18 protein-coding genes, 1 pseudogene and 1 riboswitch are annotated in these 26,159 nt (G+C 45.0%); of the genes and pseudogenes, 12 read left to right on the top strand and 7 right to left on the bottom strand.

Annotated elements, in window-relative coordinates:
* The first annotated feature begins 192 nt into the window (after positions 1-192).
* From JOD02_RS02235 to JOD02_RS02220, 4 genes are all read left to right on the top strand, one after another.
* The gene (locus tag JOD02_RS02235; RefSeq protein ID WP_204486506.1) at positions 193-2,052 is read left to right on the top strand and encodes an FAD-binding protein; all 1,860 of its coding nucleotides are present in this window, start codon (positions 193-195) and stop codon (positions 2,050-2,052) included.
* A 5-nt stretch (positions 2,053-2,057) separates the two neighbouring features.
* Positions 2,058-3,062, top strand: coding sequence for a LacI family DNA-binding transcriptional regulator (locus JOD02_RS02230; protein ID WP_204486504.1), 1,005 nt, complete (start codon positions 2,058-2,060; stop codon positions 3,060-3,062).
* A gap of 62 nt (positions 3,063-3,124) precedes the next feature.
* A complete protein-coding gene (locus JOD02_RS02225; protein ID WP_204486503.1) occupies positions 3,125-4,210 on the top strand; it encodes a zinc-binding dehydrogenase in 1,086 nt (361 codons plus the stop codon).
* A 103-nt stretch (positions 4,211-4,313) separates the two neighbouring features.
* Positions 4,314-12,920 (top strand): GH36-type glycosyl hydrolase domain-containing protein, encoded by an 8,607-nt coding sequence (locus JOD02_RS02220; RefSeq protein ID WP_243426270.1) that lies wholly within the window; start codon positions 4,314-4,316, stop codon positions 12,918-12,920.
* A 117-nt stretch (positions 12,921-13,037) separates the two neighbouring features.
* Here JOD02_RS02220 and JOD02_RS02215 read toward each other — a convergent pair whose 3' ends face one another.
* The 7 genes from JOD02_RS02215 to JOD02_RS02185 form a co-directional block, all read right to left on the bottom strand.
* Complete coding sequence (locus JOD02_RS02215) at positions 13,038-13,784, bottom strand: adenosylcobinamide-GDP ribazoletransferase (RefSeq protein WP_204486502.1); 747 nt, start codon at positions 13,782-13,784, stop codon at positions 13,038-13,040.
* Between the two features lie 8 nt (positions 13,785-13,792).
* On the bottom strand, positions 13,793-14,425 hold the full coding sequence (cbiR, locus tag JOD02_RS02210; RefSeq protein ID WP_204486501.1) for a cobamide remodeling phosphodiesterase CbiR: 633 nt from the start codon (positions 14,423-14,425) through the stop codon (positions 13,793-13,795).
* An 8-nt stretch (positions 14,426-14,433) separates the two neighbouring features.
* Positions 14,434-14,922, bottom strand: coding sequence for a bifunctional adenosylcobinamide kinase/adenosylcobinamide-phosphate guanylyltransferase (locus JOD02_RS02205; RefSeq protein ID WP_204486500.1), 489 nt, complete (start codon positions 14,920-14,922; stop codon positions 14,434-14,436).
* On the bottom strand, positions 14,919-15,950 hold the full coding sequence (cobT, locus tag JOD02_RS02200; protein WP_243426269.1) for a nicotinate-nucleotide--dimethylbenzimidazole phosphoribosyltransferase: 1,032 nt from the start codon (positions 15,948-15,950) through the stop codon (positions 14,919-14,921). Before cobT ends, JOD02_RS02205 begins: the two co-directional genes overlap by 4 nt.
* Before the next feature lie 118 nt (positions 15,951-16,068).
* Entirely contained in the window at positions 16,069-16,866 is a 798-nt protein-coding gene (locus tag JOD02_RS02195; protein WP_204486498.1) for an ABC transporter ATP-binding protein, read from the bottom strand.
* Between the two features lie 5 nt (positions 16,867-16,871).
* Entirely contained in the window at positions 16,872-17,864 is a 993-nt protein-coding gene (locus JOD02_RS02190) for a FecCD family ABC transporter permease (protein WP_341534510.1), read from the bottom strand.
* A gap of 1 nt (position 17,865) precedes the next feature.
* Positions 17,866-18,834 (bottom strand): ABC transporter substrate-binding protein, encoded by a 969-nt coding sequence (locus JOD02_RS02185; RefSeq protein ID WP_204486496.1) that lies wholly within the window; start codon positions 18,832-18,834, stop codon positions 17,866-17,868.
* A gap of 156 nt (positions 18,835-18,990) precedes the next feature.
* Positions 18,991-19,180: riboswitch (cobalamin riboswitch) on the bottom strand.
* A gap of 429 nt (positions 19,181-19,609) precedes the next feature.
* Here JOD02_RS02185 and JOD02_RS02180 point away from each other — a divergent pair.
* The 8 genes and pseudogenes from JOD02_RS02180 to JOD02_RS02145 all read left to right on the top strand — a co-directional run bounded on the left by JOD02_RS02180 (position 19,610) and on the right by JOD02_RS02145 (position 25,830).
* Positions 19,610-20,500: a fumarylacetoacetate hydrolase family protein gene (locus tag JOD02_RS02180; protein WP_204486494.1), complete on the top strand. Its 891-nt coding sequence runs from the start codon at positions 19,610-19,612 to the stop codon at positions 20,498-20,500.
* 231 nt (positions 20,501-20,731) lie between these two features.
* Positions 20,732-21,424, top strand: a complete 693-nt coding sequence (gene cwlD / locus JOD02_RS02175; RefSeq protein ID WP_204486493.1) for an N-acetylmuramoyl-L-alanine amidase CwlD — start codon at positions 20,732-20,734, stop codon at positions 21,422-21,424.
* A gap of 272 nt (positions 21,425-21,696) precedes the next feature.
* Positions 21,697-22,461, top strand: coding sequence for a MerR family transcriptional regulator (locus JOD02_RS02170; protein WP_204486491.1), 765 nt, complete (start codon positions 21,697-21,699; stop codon positions 22,459-22,461).
* A 235-nt stretch (positions 22,462-22,696) separates the two neighbouring features.
* Positions 22,697-23,047, top strand: coding sequence for a DUF3221 domain-containing protein (locus JOD02_RS02165; RefSeq protein ID WP_204486489.1), 351 nt, complete (start codon positions 22,697-22,699; stop codon positions 23,045-23,047).
* Between the two features lie 25 nt (positions 23,048-23,072).
* Positions 23,073-23,456, top strand: a complete 384-nt coding sequence (locus JOD02_RS11855) for a transposase (protein ID WP_394355728.1) — start codon at positions 23,073-23,075, stop codon at positions 23,454-23,456.
* A 384-nt stretch (positions 23,457-23,840) separates the two neighbouring features.
* Positions 23,841-24,300 (top strand): annotated as a pseudogene (locus JOD02_RS11850) (carbamoyl-phosphate synthase domain-containing protein); the annotation flags it as partial.
* A 276-nt stretch (positions 24,301-24,576) separates the two neighbouring features.
* The gene (locus JOD02_RS02150) at positions 24,577-24,963 is read left to right on the top strand and encodes a cytidine deaminase family protein (RefSeq protein ID WP_204486487.1); all 387 of its coding nucleotides are present in this window, start codon (positions 24,577-24,579) and stop codon (positions 24,961-24,963) included.
* A gap of 36 nt (positions 24,964-24,999) precedes the next feature.
* The gene (locus tag JOD02_RS02145; RefSeq protein ID WP_243426268.1) at positions 25,000-25,830 is read left to right on the top strand and encodes a nucleotidyltransferase domain-containing protein; all 831 of its coding nucleotides are present in this window, start codon (positions 25,000-25,002) and stop codon (positions 25,828-25,830) included.
* Positions 25,831-26,159: the final 329 nt, after the last annotated feature.

The raw sequence follows: 26,159 nt of genomic DNA, 5'->3' as shown, positions 1-26,159 counted from the left end.
ATTATGCGGTACTGCCAAGTCCAACTGTTTATTTGAGCTTTGGACAATGAATGGTTGTTGTGTTTAGGTAAATTGTACTTTGAATGGAAATACAGCCTACACTTTGATAAAAAAGTTGCAACACAGAAGTTAGAGGACTTTTTATGGGTACGCGTAAAGGGAAATTTAGAAAATAGGAGGCGTGATAGTATTATGAAGCATTACAAGTGTGATGTGCTGGTTGTAGGTGGGGGAGGAGCTGCGCTGAGGGCTGCGATTGCGGCCAGGGAGCTTGACCCCCAATGCAGGGTGATTTTGGTTACCAAGGGTAAGCTGGGCACTACTGGTACCACTGCCAATTCGTGTTCCGACAGAATGGCGTTCCATGCCACGCTGCCCCATACCGAACCGGGGGGAGAAGATGCATGGAAGTACCACGCCGATGATATCTACAGGCTGGGTGGAAGAGTGTCGGATTACGACCTGGCAGTAATCCTTGCTAAAAAGTCGTGTGAGGCGTTTGAATATTTGGATTCTCTTGGAGTGCCGTTTGTCAAAAAGGACGGCAAAGCTCACCAGTTTGTCACCGATGGTTCAAAATACGCCAGAGCTTGTTATACAGGCCCCAAGACCGCCATTCACATAGAAGAAGCTCTGGTGAGAAGGGCAAGAGAGCTTAATCTTGAAGTGGTTGAAAACAGCATGGTAGTCAGCCTTGTAGTGGAGGATGGCGCAATAGCAGGGGCTATTGGCGTAAATGAAGAGGAAAAGATACTTGTATTTGAAACTCCTGCAGTTGTGCTGGGTACCGGCGGTGGTGGAGAGGTTTTTGAATATAACGTCTATCCTTCCGGTGCAACAGGTGACGGGTATGCCCTGGCATTGAGAGCAGGTGCATCTTTAGTAAACATGGAGTTTATACAGATCGGTTTGTCATCAGTTAAGACCAAGTTGGCCTGTTCGGGAAGCCTTATGAGGGCGGTACCACGCTTTGTAAACGACCAGGGGGAAGAGTTTTTGCTCAAGTATTTCCCAGAGGGTACCACGTGGATGGGGGTGTACAACGTCGTATTTGAGAAGGGTGCCAGCTGGCCGGTATCCTGCGAGCATGCCTCCAGCCAGATAGACATCGCTGTCTTCAAAGAAATTACGAAGGGCAGAAAGGTATATCTTGACTTTTCCGCAAATCCGCAGGGATTTCGGTTTGACCAGTTGAAAGCCGAAAATCGACAGAGATACGCTCAGGAGATAAGCAATCCGGTGTCTGAAGCAGAACGAGATGCCAGCCCACTCATGCGACTTAAAGAGATCAACTCTGCGTCGATTCAATGGCTTAAAGATCACGGCATTGACCTTGAGAAAGGCGAAATGATTGAGATAGTGCCTGCTGCACAGCATTTCCAAGGCGGGGTCAAGATAAGGGAAAGGGGCAATACGGAGATAAAGGGATTGTTTGCCGCCGGTGAGTGTGCTGGAGGGCAGCACGGTGCCAACAGACCCGGAGGTAACGCGCTTTTGGACTGTCAGGTGTTTGGCAAAATAGCCGGAGAAGCGGCGGTAGAGTACGCCAAAACGATCTCTTCAAGGGTAAGGTGGACTGCAGAAAGGCTGAATAACGTCTCGAAAGAGGAGCTCATATGGACAGGCAATGAAGGAATTGAAATGGTCAAGCCAAGCGAAAAGGACGCAAGAAGCATAGATGCTTTGGACCTTAAACGAGAGGTTCAAAGGTTGATGGGGCGATACGTTTCAATAGTTCGCACATATGAGGGCCTTAAAATTGCATGGCAACGTTTGGGAGAGCTGGAGCGATATAAGGTGCGACGAGGAGGTTTAAGCCTTATAGAATACTATGAATGCCTCAATCTTTTGTTGGTGGCTAAGGCTACAGTGTTTGCCTGCTTGCAGCGCTGGGAGAGCAGGGGACCGCACCTGTTTTTCGAGTCAGAAGAAGATTTAAAGCCTGTACCCGGCAATCCAGACTACGAGAAGTATTTTGTCATAAGGTACAGAGGTAATGAGCTGGTAGCCGAGGCTCAAGTTCCTGTAAGACCAACCGATATGGGAGGGTGAGGGACTTGGCAACGATAAAGGATGTGGCGAGAAGAGCTGGCGTATCGCCCAGCACCGTTTCACGGGCATTGAGCGGTAGAGTGCCGGTTGATAAAGAGACCAAAGAAAGGGTCATGGAGGCTGTGCGGGCGCTTAATTATAAGCCTAACGTTCTTGCCAAGGGTTTAAAGGAAGGGAAAACCAATACAATAGGCCTTATAGTGCCCAATATATGCAATCCTGTATTTCCTGCAGTGGCACGTGGTGTAGAGGATGTGGCAAGGGAACGCGGGTTTACCGTAATACTGTGCAATACCGATGAGAACATCGAGGCAGAAAAGGACTATGTTGAAAAATTGCAAAAGAGATGGGTAGACGGGTTTATATTTGCTACAGCCAGGGAAGAGAGCCATCACATACTCGAGCTTAAAGAAAAGGGGTTTCCGGTAGTGTTGGTGGTACGGCACATGGCTGAGGTGGTGGACGCCGTGGTTATAGATAACTATAAGTCATCTCTGGAAGCGGTGAGATATTTGATCAGTACCGGACACAGGAGGATATGCATTGTAAATGGGGATACCAGTTTAACGCTGTATAGGGAACGATTTGAGGGTTACAGGCATGCCCTCGAAGCTGCAGGTTTGGGTATGGAGCCTGACCTGGTCCTGGATGCGGCTGGGCGGGATGATAACGGCTATGGAGCTGTTATGGCCATGTTAAAGAAAGGGGTACTGCCTGATGCTGTGTTTGCTACCAGCGATCCCAAGGCAATCGGCGCTATACGGGCTATAAAAGATTATGGCCTTAGAGTACCTGAGGATGTTTCTGTAGTAGGATTTGATGACCTGGATATAAGCGCTTTCCTTGATCCACCCCTTACCACGGTTTCTCAACCTTTGTATGAAATGGGAGCCAGAGCAGCTCAAAGGCTTATTTCCCTAATTAACGGTGAAAAGCCAGACAAGCCGCAAATGGAGCTTGTACAGGCCAAACTGGTAATAAGAAAGTCGGTTAAAGTGCGAGGATATTGATAGAAAATTGATGGTTTGTGCTTTTATATCAATATATAGATGAATAGGGAGATGGTAAATTTATGAAAAGCAAAGCCATGGTTTTGATGAAGTTTAATAATCCGCTTGAACTTAAGGAGTTTGAGATTCCAGTTCTGGAAGAGGGTCAGGTGCTGGTTAAAATCAAAGCTGCGGGAGTGTGCGGGTCTGATGTACACATGGGGAGGGGTGAGGACCCCAGAACTCCCCTCCCCATTATCTTGGGCCATGAAGGAGTAGGAATAGTGGCTGAGATTAAAGGTGAAAAATTTACAGTTGATGGACTGCCATTAAAAGAGGGAGACTTTATAATATGGAACCGGGGTATCAGCTGCAACCGGTGTTTTGCTTGTAAAATCCTGAGGGAGCCATCGATGTGTCAGCAAAGGAAAGTTTACGGCATTAATATGTCGTGCAGCATACCTCCATATTTAAATGGCTGTTATTCCGAATACATCATATTAAACCGCGATACCGATATATTCAAGATTACCGAGGACATAGATCCCGCAGTCATAGTTTCGGCTTCATGTTCGGGTGCCACCGTGGCCCACGCATTTGATATGATTGAACATAATGTGGGGGATACGGTGGTAGTGCAGGGGCCCGGCCCGCTGGGGATATATGCCGTGGCTTTTGCCAAGAAGTTGGGCGCTTCAAAAGTTGTAGTTATAGGCGGATCCTCTTCTCGCCTTAACGTATGCAAAGAGGTGGGAGCTATTGTTCTGGACCGCCACACTACCACTGTAGAGCAGAGAAGGGAATTTATTATGGATATAACTGGAGGGCGTGGGGCTGATGTCGTGGTAGAGGCCGTGGGTTCTCAGGGCGTGGTGGAAGAGGGCATAAAGCTTTTAAGAAGTGGGGGAATTTATCTTTCGACAGGTTTTGCTCAGCCAGCTGGTGTAGAACACATCGACTTCTATTATGATGTGGTGAGGAAAAACATAAGGATTCAGGGGGTATGGGTGAGCGATACCAGGCATACCTGGCAGGCTCTCAACTTAGTACTTGAAAATCCAGAAATTTTCAAAAAGATGATTACCCATCGGTTTAAGCTAGTTGAGGCTAATGAGGCTTTAAATGTTATGGCAAACAGGCAAGCCTTAAAAGCGGTGTTGGAGATGTAGCTGTATTTATCAATTCCAGCCTTTGCATGTATTCAGCTTTGTGAAATCGTCAATAATTATTTATAGAAACATAGGCAACACTTACATGCAAAGGGGAATTGAGATGCCAAATGTAGAAGAGATAAGACAACGTGCTAAAGAAATTGCCGAGAACCACAAAATTAGGAAGGGCGCTGCACTATCCCGTAATGCATTTCCCAGGATTGATGAAGATATTGAGGTATTGTTTAAAGCCTATAAAGTTACCAACGAAGTGGTCAAGAAAAAAGGGTATATAGTTCCGGCTGCTGAATGGCTGTTGGACAATTTTTACATGATTGAGGAACAAATAAAGGATATTAAACACAGCTTGAGTCAGGAATGTTATAGTGAACTTCCTGTGCTTGAAGCTGGAAAGTACAAGGGATTGCCCAGGGTGTATGCGCTGGTAGAAGAAATGCTCTCCTATACCGATGGCTGCCTAAGCGATGATGACATCAAGGCCTTCATAATTGGATACCAATCAATAGCTCCTCTTACCAGCCGTGAACTTTGGGTAATCCCAATCATGATACGTATTGCTTTGATAAAGAAGATTCGCAGTATATCTGTACATATAGTGGAATCGCAAAATTTGAAAGAAGAAGCTGAAAAGTGGGCTGAGCGGTTACTAGCGGCCATTGAAAACGCTGAAGAGGATATACAGAGGGTCATTTCAGAGCACGACAGTCAAATTGGCACCATGATACCGGCCTATGCCGAAAGGCTTCTTAAATGTTTAAGGGAGCACGGGAGCGAAGCTGCTCCCATCATCAGATGGATTGACGGGAAACTGGCACTCCAGGGCACCAATGCCGAGGAGATAATACAGCAGGAGCATCAGCAACAGGCGGCATACAAGGTCTCTATAGGGAATGCCATCACTACCCTGCGTTTTTTAGCAGGAATTAAGTGGGAAGAACTCTTTGAAGAATTGAGTATAGTGGAACAAATCTTGCGCCAGGACCCCGAAGGAGTTTATGGGAAGATGGAATTTGCTTCCCGCGACTTTTATCGTCGGCAGGTGGAGGAGCTTGCCAAAGAAGCCGATGTTGGCGAATGGGAAGTGGCGCAGGCTGCTGTTGATTGTGCCCGTGAATTTGGGAATAATCCGCATGCTGAGGCGCGGCACAGGCATGTGGGGTATTACCTTATAGGAAAAGGCAGGAGGCAGCTTGAGGCACGGCTAAACGTCAAAAAGGGGATTGCTAAAAAGCTAAGGCAGGAAATAGTTGATCACCCTTATGGTTTTTATTTTGGTGGTATCTTGCTGCTCACAGCCGCTTTGTTTACCTTGTTTTACTTTATTATACTCAATTATGATAAGACTACGAGTTTGTGGGATCTAGTGGCATCTACGGCTATAGCCGTCATTCCAATTATAAGTTTGGCTATTGGCATAGTTCATTGGGTTGTCACCAAGATATTGCCACCCTGCCATATACCAAAGCTGGAGTTCAAGGATGGTATACCATCTGAATACCGTACTCTGGTGATAATTCCAGCCCTCCTGTCTAGTGAGAAGCGAGTTAAAGAACTGGTAGAGCAGATGGAGGTATTTTACCTAGCCAATCACGAGAAAAATCTCCATTTTGCCCTGGTGGGCGATTTTAAAGATTCCTCGAATCAAACAGAACCCCAGGATGAAAAGATTGTCGAGGCAGCTAAAAAGGCTATCGAGGAGTTAAATGCCCGTTACAGCCATGAAAGAAAGGATATTTTCTTCTATTTTCATCGCTTAAGGCAATGGAATCCGGCTCAGAAGTCCTGGATGGGTTGGGAACGTAAGAGAGGTGCCATCGTAGAGCTCAACCGCCTTTTAAAGGGCAGCGAAGACACCAGTTACTACGTAAAAGTAGGGGACCTTTCGGCACTAAAGTCTGTCAAATACATCATCACTCTCGATGCTGATACGCAACTGCCTAGGGATGCCGCCAAACGCCTGGTGGGTGCAATGGCGCATCCGCTTAACCGCCCCAGATTTAATCCTTCTACACCTCGGGTGGAAGAGGGCTACGGGCTACTTCAGCCCAGGATAGGGGTGGCTGTGGATAGCGCCAGCCGCTCCTTTTTTGCTTTAATATTTTCAGGGCAAACCGGTATTGACCCCTATACCACTGCGATTTCGGATGTTTATCAGGACCTCTTCGGTGAAGGAATATTTACGGGTAAGGGGATCTACGACCTGGATGCATTTTATAACATTCTGGACCAGGCTGTACCGGAAAACACTATTTTAAGCCATGACCTGCTTGAAGGGAGCTATTTGAGGGCCGGGCTGGTCACTGATATAGAGTTGATAGACGGTTATCCATCACATTATGTAGCCTACGCCATGAGGCTGCACCGTTGGGTCCGAGGTGATTGGCAGCTTATCCCGTGGCTGTTCTCCCGTATAAAAGATGCCAAGGGCAACAACGTGATTAATCCTTTAAACTCTCTTTCTAAATGGAAGATATTGGATAATATGAGGCGCAGCTTGCTTCCACCTGCCATTTTCTTGGCTTTGATGTTGGGGATGACAACCCTTTCAGGGCCTATTTGGTTATGGGTAGCACTTGGTATGGTTACCATGGCATTTCCTCTAGTGATTGATGTAATATCCAATTTCTTATCGGGTAGCAGGCGGACTGGTCCCTCCACAAAGCTAGCTGATGCCCTGTTTGGTGTCAGAAGCCTCACATGGCAGATTATATTGTCATTTGTGTTTTTAGCCCATCAAGCTTATTTGATGGTTGATGCCATAGCGCGTACCATTGTAAGGGTAGCCTTTACTCACAGGAATATGCTGGAGTGGGTGACGGCGGCTGATGCCGAGCGAAGTTTTAAGGGGCAGCTTGCCGATTTTTGGAGAAAGATGTGGCCTGCTACGGCTGTTGCGACTTTCTTCTTGGTGTGGGTTATCCTTTTCAATCCGGGGTTGTGGGTCCCAGCTATTCTGTTGTCTACATTATGGGGTTTGTCTCCGCTAATTGCTTATCGCATTAGCCGGCCCAAGCAAAAGCGGGTACCGACTCTATCGCAAGAGCAGATTCTAAGGCTGAGGCTTATTGCCAGAAAGACATGGAAATTCTTTGAGGATTTTGTTGGCTCTGAAGATAACTGGTTACCCCCAGATAATTACCAAGAGGACCCACCAGTTGGTATAGCTCATCGGACTTCACCAACCAACATCGGTTTGTACCTCATGTCAGTTATAGCGGCGCGTGACCTGGGATATATAACTACACTTGAGACCATCGAAAGAGTGGAGCGTACCCTTTCTACCATTGAAAAGATGGAAAAGCTTGAAGGCCATCTGTATAACTGGTACAATACGGTGACGTTAGAGCCACTTAGGCCTCGCATCATATCGTCGGTCGACAGTGGTAACCTGGTGGGTTACCTTATAACCATCAAACAGGGCATTGAAGACCTTTTAAAGAGGCCGCTGGTAAGCAAAGAAATGCTAGAAGGCCTAAGGGATACGATGATGCTTTACGGCAAAAAATGGGACTGTTTGCCTGATTACCCAGCGGTCAATGCTGATATTACGTTTACAGGCTGGAAGATACTCCTTGATGACATAAAACAAAAAGAGAGCGGTATTGACAGGTATATTGACCTTTACCTCCAGGAGATTGACTGTCTGGCACCATGGGTGACAATGCTGCTTAGTGTGCCTCAGGAGTTAAAGGGTGGCCAGCATGGATATTTTGAGACTGCCAGAAAATTTGGTAGTCTGATAGAACAGCTAGACAGAGGATTTTCGCCAAAATGGCTGCTGGATAACTATACCCTTGTTTTGGACAGCCTTTCGGAGGTCATGCAGTTGCTATATGAAGAAGGGCATGCAGATGAGAAAGCTCAACGGCTCATGGATTGGTTAAAGGATTTTGAACTGGCATTGGCAAAGTCACATGCTGCTGTAAAGGATTTTGTCCATCGTTGCAACGGTTTAAGCCGAAGGATTGACAAACTGATATTAGGTACCAATTTCCGTGTGGTGTATGACCCAAACTTGGAACTGTTTTCAGTGGGTTATGATGTGGAAAAGGGCAAGCTCATAAAGAGCTATTATGACCTTTTGGCTTCTGAGGCAAGGCAGACCAGCTTTGTGGCAATAGCCAAGGGTGATGTGCCGCAGAAGCACTGGTTCCGTCTGGGAAGACCTTTGACCATGGTGGGGGAATACAAGGTACTACTATCGTGGAGCGGTACCATGTTTGAATACATGATGCCGCTTTTGATAATGAAGAACTACGATTATACCTTGCTGGATGAGGCATATACAGCGGCTGTTGAGGCCCAGATTCAATATGGAGAACAGCGCCATGTACCCTGGGGTGTGTCAGAATCTGCATTTTATGCCTTTGACCTGCATCTTAATTACCAGTATAAGGCCTTTGGGGTACCAAAACTAGGGCTTAAGCGTGGGCTTATAAACGACATTGTCATTGCGCCCTATGCCACCCTTTTAGCGTTGCCAATAAATCCTGTGGCTGCCGTAAAAAATGTGGAGGCCCTTATTGCAGAGGGAGCAGATGGTACTTACGGTTTGTATGAAGCCATTGATTACACCCCTGAGCGTTTGCCTCAAAAGAAGAGGAACATGGTAGTTAAGAGCTTTATGGCTCACCATCAAGGTATGGCGTTGTTGGCGCTGAATAACTTCTTAAATGACAACGTTATGCAGGAGAGGTTTCATGCTTGTCCCATGGTCCGAGCCACTGAGCTTTTGCTCCAGGAACGCATCCCAGAAAAACAAGTAATTTTAAAAGATGTCAGCGAAAAGCCTTTGGATGTGGAGGCCGAAAAGGTAAAATACCATGAAATTAGGCCAAGAAGGCGTTTCTCGGAGCCTGTTACTGACATCCCAGAGGTGCATCTCCTGTCCAACGGTACCTATTCGGTAATGATTACAGCAGCTGGCAACGGATTCAGCCAGATTCAGGGAATAGCGGTTAATCGCTGGCTTGAGGATTTTACGCTGGAAGGGCATGGCATGTTTTTCTATATAAAAAATTTGAACTCAAACGAATTTTGGTCGGCTACTTATAACCCCACAAAAATAAGGCCGGATGAATACCGTGTGGTATTCGAACCTGACCACGCCGTGTTTTTAAGAAAGGATGGCAACATTGAAACCCTTACAGAGGTAACGGTATCAACCGAGCATAATGTCGAGATAAGGAGGATAAGCCTTACCAACCACAGTCAACACGGGCGTGTAGTAGAAGTCACCAGCTATTTTGAACCTGTGCTGTCGCCATTGGTAGACGATATGGCACATCGGGCTTTTAACAACCTCTTTGTCGAGACCGAGTATGTGCCCGAGCATAATGCCCTTTTGGCTAGAAGAAGGCCCCGGAAGCCTCACCACAAGCCTGTGTGGTTGGTCCATACATTTGTACTGGAAGGCGAAGCTATAGGCCAACCACAGTACGAAACTGATCGAGCACGCTTCATTGGCAGGGGTAGAGACCTGGCTTTCCCGCAGGTGATGGATCCAGAACATCCACTGTCAAATACTGCCGGAGCGGTGGTTGACCCTATCATGAGCTTGCGGCAGAGAATAGCCATCCCTCCTGGTAAAACTGCCAAGATATCTTTCATAGTGGGTGTGGCTGATAGCCGTGAGGCTGCTATTTCCCTTGCAAAGGAGTACAGGAATGGGAACGCCGCTTCCCGTGCATTTGAGCTGGCATGGACCCATAGCCAGGTTGAGATGCGATACCTTAATATAACTTCAGGACAAGTGAATTTGTACCTCAAGATGGCCTCGCATATACTCTATTCAACTCCTCTACAGAGGAATAAAGAAGAGCTACTAAAGAAGAATTGTAGAGGTCAGTCTGGGCTGTGGGCATACGGCATTTCGGGAGATATTCCCATAGTACTGGTTGAGGTAAGCAAGCTAGAACATATGGAGCTGGTCAAGCAAGTGCTAACAGCTCATGAGTATTGGCGCCTCAAAGGTCTAAATGTGGACCTGGTACTGCTCAACGAATATGGCAGCAGCTATGAGCAGCCTGTGCAGGAAAGGCTTCAAGATTTGGTGATGATCAGCCATGCCAGAGACCTTCAAAACAGGCCAGGAGGAGTGTACCTCATACAGGGGATATTCATGCCGGAAGAGGATAAAACGCTGCTTAAGGCGGCTGCACGCCTGGTGCTGTCAGGCGATGGCGGCAGCATATCGTCGCAGCTCAAATTCTATGAACCTAAAGAAGCGCTACCGCCTCCGTTGAATGTGACAGCGTTGACCGAACGTGAAGAGGAAATAGCATATGACGTGGAAGAGGACCTTGCCTTTTTCAACGGTTTGGGGGGATTTACAAGAGACGGTCGGGAGTACGTTATCAAATTGCAACGAGATAAGTATACTCCTATGCCCTGGAGCAATATCGTGTCCAACAGCCAATTTGGATTTTTGGTTACCGAATCGGGAGGTGGATATACCTGGTGCAAAAACAGCCGCCAAAATAAGTTGACGCCCTGGTCTAATGATCCCATCATTGACCCCGCTGGCGAGGTTATCTATCTAAGGGATGAGGATACGGGACAGGTTTGGACCATAACTCCATCTCCCATTCGAGAGAGGCAACCATATACCGTTCGGCATGGGCAGGGCTACACCATATTTGAGCATATAAGCCACGGGCTTTTGCAGCGGCAGGAGATGTTCGTTCCATTGGAACAACCGGTTAAGGTTTCAAAGGTGGTTTTAAAGAATCATTCCAAATGGACCAAGAGGATAACCCTTACTTATTACGTTGAATGGGTGCTGGGCGTTCAGCGGCATGGCACCAGCCAGTTCATCGTTACCCAACGCGACCAAAAGACGGGAGCCCTGCTTGCTAGAAACACTTATAACGAAGAATATCCCGGACGGATAGCCTTTATGGCAGTTAACCTGCCTGTTTCTTCCTATACATGCGACAGGACGGAATTTTTGGGGAGAAACGGAAGCGCACAAGACCCTGCTGCTTTGAAGAGAATTGGGCTTTCAGGGCGGACGGGTGCCGGTTATGACCCCTGCGGTGCGCTTCAGGTGAGGATAACGTTAGAGCCGGACCAGCAAAAAGAAATTTTGTGCTTGCTGGGCCAGGGTGAAAGCTTGGAAGAAGTGCACCGGATTATAGGCCTGTATAGCGATGTTGAAAGGGTGGATGAGGAGCTTGAAAACGTGAAGAGGCTCTGGGACGGCATCCTGGGGACAGTACAGGTAAGCACGCCGGAGCAGTCTATGGACCTGCTGCTCAACCGCTGGCTGGTATATCAGGTGCTTTCATGCAGGATGTGGGGCAGGACCAGCTTTTATCAGGCAGGCGGCGCTTATGGATTCAGAGACCAGCTTCAGGATTCCATGGCTTTAGTTTACAGCCTGCCTGGCCTTACAAGGCAACACATCATCGAAGCCAGCGCTCATCAGTTTGTCGAGGGGGATGTGCAGCACTGGTGGCACATGCCTTTCAAGGGGATTCGCACGCGAATGTCGGATGACCTGCTGTTCCTGCCGTTTGTGGTGGCTGATTACGTGAAGGTTACTGGCGACTTGAGCATACTGGATGAGGAAGTTTATTTCCTTGAAGATGCGCCTTTGGCACCTGGGGAGATGGAACGCTACAACATTCCACGTATCTCAGAAAGCAAGGCTACTGTTTACGAACACTGTATACGGGCTATAGAGAGAGCGCTTAAATTTGGACCACATGGCCTGCCTCTCATTGGCACAGGGGATTGGAATGATGGCATGGACAATATAGGAAGAGAGGGCAGGGGCGAAAGCGTATGGCTGGGATGGTTCCTTTATACCACGCTTCAGAGGTTTGCCCCCATTTGTGAGGCGCGAGGGGATCAAGAGAGGGCAAGGAGCTTAAGGAGTATAGCGCAGAAAATTCTCGAGGCTGTTGAGAGGCATGGATGGGACGGTGGGTGGTACAGGCGGGCCTACTTTGACGACGGCACGCCGCTGGGTTCTGAGCAGAATGACGAGTGCCAGATAGATTCCATATCCCAATCCTGGGCCGTCATATCAGAAGGTGCAAACCCCAATCGCGTTCATGAGTCCATGCGAGCGCTGGAAAACTACTTAATACGCCGCGAAGAGGGGATTATACGCCTGTTCACACCGCCATTTGATAAAACCCACCTGGAACCTGGATATATCAAAGGATATATTCCGGGAGTGAGGGAAAACGGTGGGCAATACACCCATGCTGCAGTGTGGGTGGTCATGGCGTTTGCCAAGCTGGGCGATGGCAATAAGGCTGTTGAGCTTTTCAATTTGCTCAATCCTATTAATCACGCTCGTACTTTAAGTGAAGTTTCGCGGTACAAAGTTGAGCCATATGTAATGGCGGCAGATGTGTATTCCACACCGCTGTATGTAGGTAGGGGAGGCTGGACCTGGTATACCGGTTCGGCGGCCTGGATGTACAGGGTGGGGCTTGAACACATACTGGGCTTTAAGCTGGAAGGTGAATACCTGATTATAGACCCCTGTATACCTCAGTCGTGGAGTAAGTACGAGATTACATACAATTACAGGGGCAGTACCTATCATATCATAGTGGAGAACCCGCAAGGGGTCAGCAAGGGCGTAAGGACGGTGCTGCTTGATGGGCAAAAGGTGCCTGATAAGAGGATTCGCCTTATGGATGACGGCATACGCCATGAAGTGCGCGTTGTAATGGGGGCCGGCGTGTAAAACCGGTTTTTTATTAAGTGTATTTACAAATTCTTTGAAAAAGTAAAATTTTTACCTAGTGAAGAATATACATATTTTAAAAAGAAGGAGATTAGCTTTATTTCGTGTTTTGAAACGTTAATTGCAAAATAAGGATAAACCTACTAACACAAATATTTGACCCAGTAAGCTAGTTGCTCCCAGCACATCACCGGTTACCCCACTTATTTTCTTCTCCGAGATGTATTTCATGGAGAGGGCTGTAAGCTGGGAAACCACAAACGCGATAATAAAATGATATGGTTTTATAAATAGCAGGGGCATTGTCCATAGAAATGATATGATGAGGTTGATTTTCGAAGTGGGATATAAAAACGCCCCGAGTCCTTCTTCTTTTGAAGGACGTGATATGTGTAGCAGCGTCGTCATTGAAAGTCTTCCAAATACAGAGGCATATATGAAGTTTATTGGGGGAGCAATTTTAAAAATCTCCCAAAATGAGATCATGTACAGCATACCGAAAAACACCGCAAAGGGGCCCACATTCCCGTAAGACATTATTTGAAGCCGCTTCTCTTTCGTGCCCTGGTTGAAAAAGCCATCGAAGGTATCAAGCAGACCATCAAAATGGAAAAGGTCAAACAGCCAAAAAGCAATGGCTATTGATGTGAGATAAAATATGGTGTTGTGAGTCGTTCTGCCCAGCGCAAAGGTCAGCCCTGGGATATACCCTATAAGCGAGAAGTATCTGACGCATGCTTTTATGTCTCCATCGGTTACGGTCATCTTGCCGGGCAATCTAACGGGTATGCGTGATATAAACGACAACGACAGCAGCATGATTTTGACCTCATTTACTGTTTTCTCTATGATTGTTTTTCCCATTGCCTTTCTCAACCTCTGTTTATCATATTTTTCCATATCTTCAAGGAGTCTTCCAGTAGGTCCATATCAAATATCTCAAAGCAGATATATGGTACAGAATACAGCTTATCGCCGAATAAAAGACATAGCTCCTCCAAAGTATCATCGTTAAGCTTTAAGTGGTCTTGATTGCCGTTTACACCCATAAGGTGAATCTCGACCACGCTGTCTAGATATTCAGGGGGAAATTTCTCTCCCAGCATGTGGTGGCCTATGTCAAACACCATCTTATCATAGGCTTCAACTTTTCCAACCATATTTTCTATGGCCACCTTTTCATTCCATTGGAAATCTTTAAATCCGTCAAGGGGATGCAGTACGTAGGTCATTACATCAAGCTCTGAATTTTCAAAAAATTCAAAGGCGCCCCTTGCCTCCTCAATATCGTTGGTGGGAAGGTGTACGGTGTACAGCAATCCCTGCTGTTTGAGCTCCATAAGTCCACCAATTTCCTGGCTTAGCAGCTTATGCGTTTCTTCATCCCATTGATACACCAGCAGTTCCACAAAATCAACTTTTTGGGCAGCAGACCTTGCATTTTGGTAGTATGTGCCAGGGAAAAGCCATGAAGTGGTGCCTATCAACTGTTTAAACAAATCCATCACCCGCATCACTTGATTTTTATCGGTATGCCGGATACAACCAAGAAAACTTCTTGCGCCCTGTGCGCCAACTTTAAGTTTAACTGGCCCAGCTTTTCGGTGTATAGCCTGGCTGTTTTATCAACAGGTATTAGACCAAATCCAACCTCGTTTGTCACTATGATCTCTTTACCTGAAACGGATGCCAGCAACTTCTCCATTTCCTGCTCAGGGTCTTTATTGTAATGGAATATATTCCCTAGCCATGTTGTCATACAGTCAACGAGGATGACGTCGTAATTGTCCTTTATTTGCTGTATAACATCATAAATCTTTATCGGCTCTTCAAAAGTGTCAAATTCGCTGCCCCGTTCAAGTTTATGCCTGGCAATCCGAAGCCTCATCTCTTCATCAAACGGTTCTCCCGTTGCCACAAAGGCCTTTTTGTTAAACTTTTTTGCCAGACTAAGGGCAAATGAGCTTTTGCCTGATTTTATGCCACCGGTTATCAGTATCATATCTGTTCACTTCCTTTTGAAACGCCTGCGGAATCAAACGTCGCCATCTCACGAATCATCTTTATAGCGGCTTCGATGATGCTCATGGCCAAAACAGCGCCTGTTCCTTCGCCAAGCCTCATACCCAAGTCCAGAATGGGCCTTAACCCAAGCGAATTGAGGATTACGCCGTGGCCTTTGACAGAAGATTTATGTCCTGCAAAGACGTAATCCAGCACTCTATTATCCATGTTATAGGCTATCAAGAGCGCACTGGTTGTGGGGAAGCCGTCCACAACGACAGGGACATGCGAATCTGCCGCCTCCAGTATGAATCCCGCCATTTCTCCGATGCAATAACCCCCCACTTTTGCCAAAACGTCGAGCGCATCAGCCTTATCCGGCCTATTGACCTCCATAGCTTTGAGAATTACCTGTTTCTTGTTCTGCAAGGTAGCGTCATCAATGGGTGTACCGATATCAAGTATTTCATCTATGTCATACCCAAAGGCAACAGCAATGGCTGTAGCGGTTGTCGTATTGCCGATCCCCATATCTCCAATTGCCAACAAGTCAGCTCCTTCATCTATTGCCTTGCGGGCAATTTTCCTTCCATAATCAATGCACTTGCTTGCTTCTTCTATACTCATTGCCGGCTGGGCAGAAAAATCTTTGGTACCAAATCCGACTTTTGCCTTGATTAAGTAGGGTGAATCTTCAAACTCGTAATCAACGCCTGAATCTACAACAAAAACTTCTGCTCCCACATGCCTGGCAAAGACGTTAACCGCAGCACCGCCGTTTAAAAAGTTGAACACCATTTGATAGGTGACATCCTTGGGATAGGCCGAAACGCCGCGGGCAACAACGCCGTGGTCACCCGCAAAGACATAGACCTTCTTGTTTTTCGGAAGGTCAGGAAGCTCTTTTCCTTGAATAAGCGCCATTTTAAGCGCTATTTCTTCAAGGTATCCAAGGCTCCCAACGGGTTTGGTGAGGTTGTTAAGCCGATGTAGAACTTTTTTCTTTAAGATTTCTGGATTGCCCATAAATCTTCCTCCCATAGTTTTTGCAATGTGCTTTAATTCTTTTGATTTAGGATAAATGAGAGAACTATTAGCGCACTATAGCATTTTAATTGACAGTTGCCAAACGTTCTTTTTATCGTTAATTGCGCCCATTTTGTGAACGAATGTGGAATGGAATGACATAGGGCCTTCCTGAAACAGGATTTTCCACAATTTTAGCGTCTACTGAGAAGGCGGTCATGATGTTTTCCCGTGTCAACACTTTAGCGGGAGAACCACACGCTATCATTTGCCCATCCTTCATTATGAGAACCTGGTCACAGAATTCCGACGCCAGATTTATATCGTGGAGCACTGCTATTACCAGTAGGCCTTTAAAGGCTAGGCTTCTCACAAGCGACAGTATTTCAAGTTGGTACCTTATGTCGAGGTGGGATATAGGCTCATCCATCAACAAAATCCTTGGCTTTTGAGCTAGTGCTCGGGCTATATACACCCTCTGCCTTTCGCCGCCGCTCAAATGCCATATGCTCCTGTCTTTCAGGTGCCATGTATTGGTGACTTCCATGCACTCCCTTACGATGTTTCTGTCTTCCTTCGTTTCGGATTGAAAACGCCTAAGATATGGCATCCTGCCCATCATCACTATGTCATAGCAGGTGAATTCAAAATCGTGTACCCCATCCTGGGGAACATATCCGATGTATCTTGCCCTTTCTTTTATATCATAATCCCTGATGTTCTTTCCCAGAATAAATACGCTGCCCGAAATGGGCTTTAAATACCCCGATATATTCTTAAGTAGGGTGGTCTTGCCACTGCCATTGGCGCCTATTATGCCCAGCACCATATTTCTATTTACGGTGAAGTCTATCCCTTTTAATACCTCAACCTGTCCGTATGAGAAGCACAAACCTTCCACTTTAAGGATTTCCATGGGTATCACATTCCTTTGCCTTTTCGTCTGGTCTTCACCAGCAAATAGAGGAAAAAAGGGCCTCCCAAGGCTGCCGTAATTATGCCTATGGGCACCTCTGCCGGCTTCAATATAACCCTTGCCACCACATCGGCAAAGAGTAAAAAGGTTGCTCCCATTATGGCGCTAAAGGGCACTAGCACCCTGTTATCAGGCCCTACTATCAACCGGGATATGTGGGGTACGATGAGGCCAACAAACCCTATGACCCCTCCAACCGACACAGCGGTGGCGGTTATCAGGGAACCTAATGCCAGCACCGCCTTTTTGACCAGTTCTGTGTTGACCCCCAGATGCTCGGCCACCTCTTCTCCGGTCAATATGACGTTTAAATCCCTTGCAAAAGTATATAAGGCCAAAGAGCCAATGGCTATTACCGGTGTCGAAAACATCACGTCTTTCCAGCTTACAAGGCTGAAGCCACCCATGGTCCAAAAGATTATCCTGGCCAGCTCGTTGTGGTTGAGCAGCATCATAAGGGATATGATAGCCGACATAAAGGTACTTATCGCAATTCCTGACAGGAGCATGGTGGTCATGGATATTCGTTCACTTACTTTGGATATGGTGTATACGAAAACCACGGTTATAAGCGATGCCACGAATGCCATGGCATTGAGTCCCAATATCCCTAATCCCAGCACTGTGGCTATGGTGGCCCCAAGGGCGGCACCCGAGGATATCCCCAGTATATATGGGTCAGCCATGGGATTTCTCAGTAGCCCCTGAAAAAAAGTGCCCGCCACAGAAAGGCCCATGCCCACCACTGCTGCCTCAATCAACCTGGGAAGCCTCAGGTCGAGTATTATTATCCTAGAAGTCTCATCGCCCTTGCCCATAAATGCATTTAAAATATTGTGCAGGGACATATCGACTGCCCCTGCCCAAATTGAAAATACAGCTCCCATAACGAACGCCAGGAATGCTATTAAAAAATATGCGCTAGTTTTCAGCTTCACCTTACTTTAAAACCTCCGGATGCAGTATCTTGGCAATCTCTTCTAAACCCAGAACGATCCTGTTGGAAGCCCTGGACACGATGTCATCGTTGCTGATCATGTACACCTTGCCATTTTTTACGGCATTGGTGTCTTTGTAGCCTTGTGCATTTTTTACATCATCTATTTTCCCGGCATATGCACTCATTATTATAACATCTGGATTTTTCTTGACCAGCTCCTCTAAACTGTATTGTACCCATTCTGCACCTGCGTCGGCCGCTATGTTCTCTCCCCCGGCAAGGGTTATAAGCTCATCGATAAACGACCCTTTACCTGCCGTCCAGTTGCCGTTTATGTCCAGCAGATAAAACACCTTTACTTTGGGCAAATCCTTTGTCTTGCTGCTTATTTCATGAATTTTATCCTGCATCTCCTTTATAACCTGTTGTCCCTTGTCCTGGGTGCCTGTGAGCTTGCTGATTAGCTCGATCGACTCATATATCTGCTGGATATTTTTTGCTTCCAGCACTGCCACGGGAATGCCGGTGGACTGCTGTAGCGACTCCATCTTGTCCTTGCCCGATAGGGAAGAGGCAAGTATTATGTCGGGCTTTTGCGCGATGATGGCCTCTACGTTTGGAGCATTAAAATCGCCTACCTTAGGCACGTTTTGCACTTCTGGGGGATAATTATCAAATGACGTGACGCCTACCACCTTGTCACCTGCTCCCAAAGCATAGATGAGTTCGGTTATGGAAGGCGCCAGCGACACTATCCTTTGAGGCTCCTTTTCAACAGTTACTTCCCTGCCTAAAAAGTCGGTAAACTTGAAAGGAAACTGTACCGCACCTGCATCTTGAGATGCACTTTCATTGTTTCCAATGCCTTGTAGCTTTTTGTCATCTTTCTTATCACTTGAGCAAGCTACAGCACCTAAAGCGAGCAAAATTACCAGCATCAAAGCCAATATGCCTTTAAAGCTCTTCATAAAAATCATCCTCCTCGGTTTAAGGTTTTTATATCAAAAAAAGGCCTCCTCCCTTACGGAGGTAGGCCTTTTGGGCACAAAGATATAAAAATATAGACTTCTCCCGGGCTTTAAACCCGGGCACAAAAATACTGCTCCACCTTCCCTCCGAAGGCGCAGTGTCGTCGTCTTATGGCAGGTCTCCTGGCTCGCGATTCATCTTCCACCCAGCCTTCCCATCCCCGCTTTAACTAAAAGGGGACAGTGGCGTATCAGGGCTTCATCCTCGCTCACAGTAGCGGGGGCTGCAGCGGATTTTCACCGCTTTCCCTTTTAACCTCTTCGGACCATAAGACTCAAACCACCTATGCAGTTTTACATATAAAATTCTACAATTGTTGAATGGACAAGTCAATAGGCATTTTCAAGGTTATTTTGAAGACTTTAAAAGTTAGATGATTTATCGGCTATTTGATTGACAAAAAGAGGAAGGCATAAGTATAATGTTTATGTAATGCTATATTTTGTTTCAGAGCGAATATTTATATTGAGATGGAATTTTCTTAAGAGAGGTATACTAGGGGAGAGTTTATAAATGAGAAATGTTTTGAGCGACAATGAGAGGTTTGTATTACTGGTATTACGTGGGGTATAATAACATTTATTGAACCGGTGACGGGTTTTTTTATTCAGATGTGCATCCTTTAATAAAGCTGTCACCTCATATACCGCTGGGCATTTATGTCTTAATAAGGACTTGGTTGTCCAAAAATAATAGAGTAAAGGAAGTGTTGCAATGTATCTGGCAACTTTTATAGTAGGGGACAAAGAAGATTGGGGCATTGTAAGGCCTGAGTTGGGACTTATCTGTCCTGCTCTATTATGGCTTGATGATAGAGCACCGCTAACCCTCCTTGAGTTTATACGGTTATCAGGTGCTTCGGATGGCAAAATGTTGTTGCCTGAAGCGCCTTTGCCGAGCGATCAATGGCTCAGCTTAGACGATGTTGAATTGCTAGCTCCCATTCCTAACCCAGCGCGCAACATATTCTGCGTAGGAAAGAATTATCTGGATCATATCGAAGAGCTAAACAAGGATAGAAATATATCGGGGCTTAATACGAAGTATCCGCAGTATTTTACCAAAGCCACACATACCGTCACCGGGCCGTTTGCCGAAATTTCACTGCACTCCAATGTTACATCGCAGGTGGACTATGAGGCAGAGCTGGCGGTGATTATAGGCAAGAGGGGTATCAACATACCTGAGGAAGAGGCGATGGATTACGTTTTCGGATATACCATCCTCAACGACGTGACGGCAAGGGACCTGCAGAGAAATCATAACCAGTGGTTCAAGGGCAAGAGCCTGGATGGATTTTGCCCCATGGGTCCCTGGATTGTGACCAAAGACGAGATCGGTGACCCGGTTGAGCTCAATATATCCAGCAAGGTAAATGGGGAGCTGCGCCAAAGCTCAAACACTCGCAATATGATATTTAGCATTCCAAAGCTTATAAGCATACTTTCACAGGGCCTGACGCTGGAACCAGGAGACATACTGGCCACAGGGACGCCGGCAGGGGTGGGTATGGGGTTTGACCCACCCAGGTTTTTGAAACCCGGCGATGTGGTGAGAATTGAGATTGAGAAGATAGGTTATATAGAGAATAGATTTGTGAAATAGGAGTTAGATAAGGGGATTGACATCTAGAAGGGACTATGTGATTTTAATTATTCAGGTAAAATCATAATATTATTCTTACTAAAATATTCCAGTAAAATCAAGTAAAATTAATCTCGTTGCTTACGGTGTAAACTGTAAGTTTGGCTACCGAATTGACTTTTTAAGCGAATAGGACAAACACCTCCAGCAATATCCTTTTACAGGAAGATTTTGCTGGAGGTTTTTTATCTTATGAGGGTTATATTCATAACAAAGAAATGGCTTATAGTATTTTGGGTTTTACTGGGTTTGATACTTTTTTTATTATTTGCATTGAAGTCCAAAGAGGACAGCGCAATCCTTACCCTTGCCTCACCGGTCAGCAAAAAGGTAATTGTGATAGATGCGGGGCATGGCGGCTTTGACCCGGGAGCTGTTAGCAATAGCGGTACCCGGGAGGATAGGATCAATCTGCTCATAGCCAAGAAGCTTAAAAAACATCTGGAAAATCAGGGGGCCACGGTCATAATGACCCGTCAAACCGATGAGGCTCTGGGAAGAAACAAGAGGGAGGACATGCAAAGGCGGGTTGAGATTATAAGAAACAGCAATGCCGATATAGTTGTCAGCATACACCTTAACAAGTTTCGGCAGTCAAAGTATTATGGTGCACAGACCTTCTACATGTCTGGAAGCGAGGAAGGGAAGAGGCTGGCGCAGTGCATCCAAACCCAGCTTATAAAAGTTTTAAACCGCGGCAATACAAGGCAGATTAAGGCGGTAAATGATCTTCTCATACTAAAAGCGGGGCAAGCTCCCAGCGTTGTGGTGGAGTGCGGCTTCCTGTCAAATCCTCAGGAGGAGAGGCTGCTCAGAACTGACGAGTACCAGGAGCAAGTGGCCTGGGCAATATACTGCGGCATTGTCGATTATTTTATTGAATAATAGTTTTTTATGGCAGTGATTTGTTGCTGGTTTGTTAATTTGGATTTTCTACCTATAAACACTTATGTTACAATACAGCCTGTTGTAGTAAAATACCGATGTAAATCTGGAAAAATTAGTGATTGTAATTGTTAAGTATAGGAATCAATTATATCCTGTAAATTAAGGATTGCGTTTTAACAGCTAAATACGATTCTAAAAAATTGTTATTTTTTTGTGTTGACATTGACGTAACGTAAAGGTTTATAATACGGGTGTCAAGGAGGGATGGTATGGAGTACACGATACATGAATTGGCAAAATTAGCAGGGATAACAACGCGGGCCCTTAGATACTATGATGAAATTGGGCTTCTCAAGCCGGCTAGAGTAAATTCATCAGGGTATCGCATATACGGGGAGGCAGAAGTCGATAAGCTACAGCAAATTTTGTTTTATAGAGAACTTGGTGTGAGCCTTAATGATATAAAAGAAATTCTAACTTCTCCATCATTTAATAGGGTTGAGGCCCTAAAGGAATACCGTGCCAAACTCCTTGACGAGAAGAAGCGTTTGGAAAAGTTGATAGCCAATGTTGAAAAAACCATAGCGATGTTGGAAGGGAGGGTAATTATGACAGATAAAGAAAAATTTGAAGGGTTTAAACAAAAAATGATTGAAGAAAACGAGCTGAAATATGGTAAAGAAATAAGGGAGAAGTATGGAGACGAGGCGGTTGATTCTTCATATAAAAAGCTGAAGAATATGACTGAAGAAGAGTATGTTGCTTTAGAGAAACTGTCAAGCGAACTCAATGAGACACTAAAACTGGCGTTTGATACAGGGGACCCTGCCGGTGAACTAGCTCAAAGGGCATGTGAGCTTCACAAAAAATGGCTCATGTACTTCTGGAGCAGCTACTCCAAAGAGGCACATATGGCGCTGGTGCAGATGTACGTCCAAGATGAGAGATTTAAAGCATACTACGATAAAATTGCTCCAGGGTGTGCAGAATTTCTGCGCGATGCTATGAGGATATATACCGGAATTAAGGAGTAAGCCTGTTGAGCCGCACAGCCTTCTTGCCAGTAATGGCAGGAAGGCTTATTTATATAATAGAAAATCAAATGGCAGAGGTAAAAGATTTCTTCACAGTGATTATGAAACTTAAGTATGGTTATCTTGGAAATCCGTTCCTATAGATGGAAACCATTATTTGACGAATGCTCAATGCAACAAATTTATTTAGGCCACGTCTAATTTATCGAAGCTATTTTATGGAGGAGGTTTTATCATGAAAAGGAGCAGTTTGTTTTTTGTATTGTTATCAATAATATTGCTTGTTTTATCGTCCTGCGGCAGTGCTGGCAACAGGGATGAGGCAAGCTTCAATGCTGATGTCCTTGAGAATAATCAGTCAAGCCTGCTGGTACAGCCTGTGGAAGGCTCCAGAGAACTTAGCTCAGCCGACAAGATTGTGGTGTATATAAATGATGATGTGAAGTTGGTTGATTCTCAAGGCAAAGAGATAGAGGTTAGCCAGATAAAAGCGGGGGACAAGGTTCAAGTATTCTATAATGGAGCTATAGCAGAAAGCTATCCTGCACAAATACATAAATGTTATAAGGTTAAGTTGATGGACTAACATGGGTTAGGCTAAAGCCAGGTGTATGTTGCTGAACTTACACCTGGCTTTATACTATAGAACAAATATTTTTCGGTTGAGCTTGTTGCGAGTGAAGATGGGGACAGAAGAGTACATAAGAATAGCGAGTCAAAGAGCCAGGATAGAGGGTATACCATCAGTAGTGAAGAGGAAATACAAAGTGGACTTTATGCCGGTAAGGGGATTATTGCGTTCAAAATTGTGGTTTGGGTTTAAGATAGCAGCCATGAATTTCAAGAGTTTATTGAAATGGATAAAGAAGGATCGGAAGAACAGATTAACTCCTTCTTTTTTATACTCATTTTTATATTTGTGTTCATTGGTTTGGTTGTTTTTCGACAATAGGTTTAAGAAATTTTATTTAGAACCGATACTTTTTGTGGGATAATCAAAAGGTATTTTTATGTAAAACCCATCGATTTATTCCAGATAATATGTAACTGCAAAAGTACCACTGATTCTATACTGATACACTTCAAACAAAATAGTTATTGATATTCTGAAAAACATGCTTTATAATAATTGCAACTTTTGATTGTTGGTTGAAGATGAAGAGTCCACTGTTAAGGGAATCTTCAGCCACAAACATTGGGAGGAATAAAAGAAAAGCTGAGTGGATATTGCAGTTTACAAAATGCAAGTATTCAGGTAGCTTGTTGTTATACAATTATTTAACAGGTGGTGTTACTGATTTATTGAGAAAAATGAAAGAAACATTGGAGAAAAGATAATAAAAGGCACCTTAATATCCAAATGAAGGAGGAAATATGCCATGGCAAAGGCGCTTATAGCTTTGGAGGATGGGACGTTTCAATTTGGGCAGAGTTTGGGAGCGGAAGGTGAGACTTTTGGCGAGCTGGTCTTCACCACGGGGATGACGGGCTATCAGGAAGTGCTCACAGACCCTTCGTACACAGGCCAAATCGTTGTTATGACCTATCCTGAAGTTGGAATTTACGGCATTAATGAAGAGGATGTTGAGTCAAATGGGATCAAAGTGTCAGGATTTGTGGTCTATAGAAGGGGTTGACACACGAGCCCTCACTAGAAAGGTCAGAATTAAGGGAGCGATGAAAGGAGCCATATCGACTTTGGACCTCAATCCCGAATCTCTCATAAAGCGCGTAAAAGAGAGTCCCAGCATAGTAGGAAGGGATTTAGTTGAGTTGGTTTCTCCCACAAATATCATTGAGGAGGAGCCAGAAGGAGAATTTTCAGTCATCGTAATTGACTTACGTGGTGGAAAGTAAGTTTTGATTAGGATTATATATCCTTGCCGATAAGGCTTAAGACAAGGCTTAATAATTATAAAGCCTTATCGGTGCTACTGGTGATAAAATTTAATATCTTGAAATGGGACTGTAAATTATCCGTATCAGCTCCAGAAAAGATATAAGGTTAAGCTGCTGGATAAAACAAAAATAGTTAAAGCCAGGTGTACTTTATTGGACTTACGCCTGGCTTTATACTAATAGATGAATATTTATTGTAGCAAAGGGGGATAAAGGATGGATTTTAATGACCTATATCAAATAGCTAAATCGGTGGTAAATCCCCGGAAGCTTTCTGATCATGCTGAAGCAGGCGGGGTGGGAGCAGCAATCCTTGCGGAAAGCGGAAAGGTATATACGGGCGTGTGCATCGATACAGCATGTTCAATGGGATTTTGTGCCGAGCACGCTGCAGCAGCTGCCATGGTAACTGCTGGAGAAAGCCGCGTGCTTAAAATGATTGCTGTGGGGTGGGATGGGCGTATTATGTCTCCCTGCGGCCGTTGTCGGGAATTCATAAGCCAGCTCCATGACGAAAACTTAAATGCCCAGGTGATGGTTGATGAAGGAGTTGTGGTAACCATAGGGCAGCTTCTTCCATATGATTGGAAGAAAGAAGTTTAATATTAAATCAATATGTTATGGGGGAGTGGTCAGTTTTTGGATATAAAACATATTTTGGAAAAAATTGCAGAGCCACTAAGTGGGGTATCAGGAGTTGTTGGTGTCGTGTTGGGTGGTTCAAGAGCCCGTGGAACTAACAGAATTGACTCAGACATAGATATTGGCATTTATTATGATTTGAGCAAATTGGATTTGTCTAAAATAAACTCTATCGCAACCGAGCTGGATGATTATCATCGTGAGAACATCATTACACCGATTGGAGGCTGGGGAGAATGGGTTAACGCGGGTGGTTGGCTGGTTATAGATGGAGTCCATGTTGATTTTATTTTAAGGGATATAAAGCGGGTAGAACAGGTTATCTGTGATAGTATCGATGGCAAAATTTCAGCTCATTATCACTGGGGACATCCACATGCATACATAAATGTTATGTACATGGGTGAACTTGCTATATGCAAAATTCTTGTTGACATCAACGGGCAATTACAAGCGTTAAAGGCCAAAACCATACCTTACCCTTCAAATATCAAGAAAGCCGTAATTGAAAAATTTTTGCCGGAAGCAGAGTTTTCTCTGACAATTGCTGAAAATAATGCTGGTAATGATGATATTTACTATGTTGCAGGTCATATTTTCAGAGTGATATCATGTATAAACCAAGTTTTGTTTGCTGTAAATGAGGAGTACTGCATAAACGAAAAAAAAGCGGTGAAGATGATAGCTGGGTTCTCAAAAGTACCATGTAACTATAAAGAGAGGGTAGATGAAATATTCTCATCATTATCTCATAATCCGAATGAATGCAGTATAGTTTGCCGTAAATTGAGAGCATTGGTGGAGGAAGTTAGGTTAATTACTCAATAAAATTTTGCCCAATATTGATTTTTTTATCACGTTTTGTTATAATTTTAACAAATGAAATATTGAGATGGTTTCTAACCTCAAGGGGTGGTTCCCTGAGAGAGAGGAAACGGATGTGCATTAAAAGTTTAGATATGTGCCCTTTTCCGATCTTTCGGGGAAGGGTATTTTTAGTTTTGGGCTGATGAAGCCTATATCAATTGTATACCTAGCTGTATTGAGAAAAGAGGATGTTTTCCCTTGTTATGTTAACAGTAATTGGAACAGGATGACTTTCTTATGTAGATTGGTATGTATATTGTAAACTAACGTAATGACCTGATGTAATTTGA

This window comes from Caldicoprobacter guelmensis, assembly GCF_016908415.1.
Lineage (GTDB): Bacteria > Bacillota > Clostridia > Caldicoprobacterales > Caldicoprobacteraceae > Caldicoprobacter > Caldicoprobacter guelmensis.
This window is presented reverse-complemented; position numbering and strand designations above follow the sequence as displayed.